The organism is Mesorhizobium sp. WSM4817 (genome assembly GCF_055811135.1).
On sequence record NZ_JBVVQQ010000076.1, the window covers coordinates 1 to 2789 of the forward strand.

At 57.6% G+C, this 2789-nt stretch carries 2 protein-coding genes; both read left to right on the forward strand.

The window, feature by feature from the left end:
* Nucleotides 1–388 precede the first annotated feature (388 nt).
* Nucleotides 389–1081 (forward strand): corrinoid protein, encoded by a 693-nt coding sequence (locus AC0L2K_RS34705; RefSeq protein WP_473533624.1) that lies wholly within the window; start codon nt 389–391, stop codon nt 1079–1081.
* Between the two features lie 84 nt (nt 1082–1165).
* Nucleotides 1166–2197 (forward strand): GlxA family transcriptional regulator, encoded by a 1032-nt coding sequence (locus tag AC0L2K_RS34710; RefSeq protein ID WP_473533625.1) that lies wholly within the window; start codon nt 1166–1168, stop codon nt 2195–2197.
* Nucleotides 2198–2789 lie beyond the last annotated feature (592 nt).

Below are 2789 nucleotides of genomic sequence, written 5' to 3' on the forward strand. Positions count from 1 at the left end.
TACCCTGGCTTGACGCCTCACCAGCTTGCGCGAGCGACCTGGACATAAACTGGGTTTAAGGCCAGCGAAACCTTTTGTGCCTTCTCAGGCCAATTGCCGGCGCCTATCATCAGCGCGACGTTAAGTCAGGCTCGCCTTGTCAGACGGCGGAGCCACGGGTGTTTTAAACGCGGGATGCTCATTCCGCTGCAGGGTGACGCAATGATGGACACTGAGACTCCGGCAATCCGGCGCCGCGGAGACCGGTCTTCCGGTTTCCAAATTCATCTGCGGGAATTCTGGCTGGCAGTCTGAAATCAACTCCCAAGGCTTCGAACCGGAAGCCTGGTCGGTGCCCCATCGAGATGGGGCACCGGCCTCCTTTGAATTGAGCACCAGGTGAACCAACATGGCTGACGAAGAGATCATCCTTTCCGAGCTGTCCGACGAGGAACTCGTGCAGCAGATGCATGACGACCTCTATGACGGGCTGAAGGAAGAAATTGAGGCAGGCACTAACATTCTCCTGGAGCGTGGGTGGCAGCCCTACACGGTGCTGACCGAGGCGCTGGTCGAAGGCATGCGCATCGTCGGCGAGGATTTTCGAGACGGCATCCTGTTCGTGCCGGAAGTGCTGCTGTCGGCCAATGCAATGAAGGCCGGCATGTTCATACTCCGACCACTGCTTATCGCCACCGGCGCGCCAAAGCAGGGCAAAATGGTGATCGGCACGGTCAAGGGCGACATCCACGACATCGGCAAGAACCTCGTCGGCATGATGATGGAAGGCGCCGGCTTCGACGTCATCGATCTCGGCATCAACAATGCGGTCGAGAAGTATATGGCGGCGATTGAAGAGCATAAGCCTGACATTATCGGCATGTCGGCGCTGCTTACCACCACCATGCCCTACATGAAGGTGGTCATCGACACGATGAAGGAAAAGGGCATCCGCGACGACTATGTCGTGCTGGTCGGCGGCGCGCCGCTCAATGAGGAATTCGGCAAAGCCGTCGGCGCCGATGCCTATTGCCGCGATGCGGCGGTGGCTGTCGAGACCGCCAAGGACTTCATGAAGTGCAAGCATAACACCCGCAGTTGATGGCTGCGGTGCCGATGCGTGAAGACGCTGGCGTCGTTTACGGCCGCTCGATGTTGATCACCAACAACCAGGATGTATGACCTTATGAATGCGCCATTTTCAACGGGTGACCATTCGCGGATCGTGGGATGGAGCCCCAGCCGGCAGGTGATTGACACCCAGGACGTATACCGACTGGTAATCCTGGCACTTCCCGGATTTTCGCTACTCAGCCTTTCTTCATTTGTAGATCCCCTTCGCATCGCGAATTCTGTGTCCGGCCGATCCTTCTTCGAGTGGACGATTGCAAGCCTGGATGGCCAGCCTGTTGAATGCGCCAGCGGATTCGTCTTGTCGGTCGGCAGCGATTTTGCCAGCACCGGAGAATGCGTTCAGGCCGGCAAAGGGGCTAACATGGTCATTGTCTGTGCAGGCGAACGGGTCGAAAGGCAGACGTCTGCTGCGCTCAGCAAGATTCTACGGCTTTGCAAGCGGCGCGGTGTTCCGATCGCAGCGTTGGGTACGGCGACATGGCTGTTGGCGGACAGCGGATTGCTGGACGGCACCGCATGCACAATCCATTGGGACAAGAGAGCCGCCCTCTCTGAAAAATTTGGCCGCCTTCAGGTCACTGACCGACTATTCGTTCGTGATACTCGCCTCCTCACTTGCGCAGGAGAATTTGCGTCATTCGACCTCGTTATGGAGCTGATCAGCGAACGCCTCGGCAGAGACACTGCGTTGACCGTCTGCCGACATACGACTGCCGGGCATTGGCGCCCTGCCTCTGATAGACAATGGACCATAAATGGCGGTGAAGCCGGCATCTGCAAGCCGGTGGCCGAAGTGATTCGCATTATGGAGGAGCATATTGAGGACCCGCTGCCCTTACGCGACATTGCAAAATGTGTCGGCCGCTCACAGCGTCAGATTGAACGGCTTTTCCAGCGATCGGTTTCGTTATCTCCCATGCGCTTTTACCTGCATTTGAGACTTAGCCGCGCCAAGCGTCTCATTGCACAAACAGAGTTGCCGATTATTGAGATCGCGATCGCCTGCGGTTTCGTGTCGGCCTCGCATTTCTCGAAGTGCTTCCGCGAAGCCTTCGGCGCCAATCCCAGTACCTGTCGGGGCTGACCTATACTCGTCGACGACTCCCCCTATGAGGCCCCGCAAGATCCCCGTGGCATCCAATTGGGCAAGCACCTCGGCAGCCTGGCTTTCGCACTCAGCGCTCGGAACATGACACCGGCGGAGTTGGAAATGAAAGCAATACTGGAAAACGGCCGCATCAGACGTCGCGTAAAACAATCTCCAAGCGGTCCGATACGGGTGAAATCTCAAAGTTTCCGCTGATTGGATAGACTTAGGTGTAGGCGCTGAGTCGTCAACGAGGACGGCAGCGCCGGCGCCACGTCCTATCTTCGAGTTCCAAGCGTCGCAAGAAAGCACCCGTCCCTTGCCGTCCGCTACGGCTTAAACGCGAAGACAGTGGTTAAGTGTAACCGGACTACGACGTCCGATGCTCCGATGGGACCCGAGGCGCCGAAGAGCACCGGTCCTGACGTCGACCGAGGAAGAAATCCTCGATTGGATAGTGTCCTGAAGGTTCTGCAAAAAGCTTTGGAGAGAGAACAGCCCTTGCTCTGAGTCGAGGGGCGGCCATGGCACGCTGGTGACGTTACGACCACCGATTCCCGTGGAAGGGGAGTGCCATGACCAAGCGAGA

What these genes read in the sequence shown, in the direction of transcription:
- AC0L2K_RS34705 (WP_473533624.1), top strand. Translation starts at nt 389, where the DNA reads ATGGCTGACGAAGAGATCATCCTTTCCGAGCTGTCCGACGAGGAACTC.
- AC0L2K_RS34710 (WP_473533625.1), top strand. Translation starts at nt 1,166, where the DNA reads ATGAATGCGCCATTTTCAACGGGTGACCATTCGCGGATCGTGGGATGG.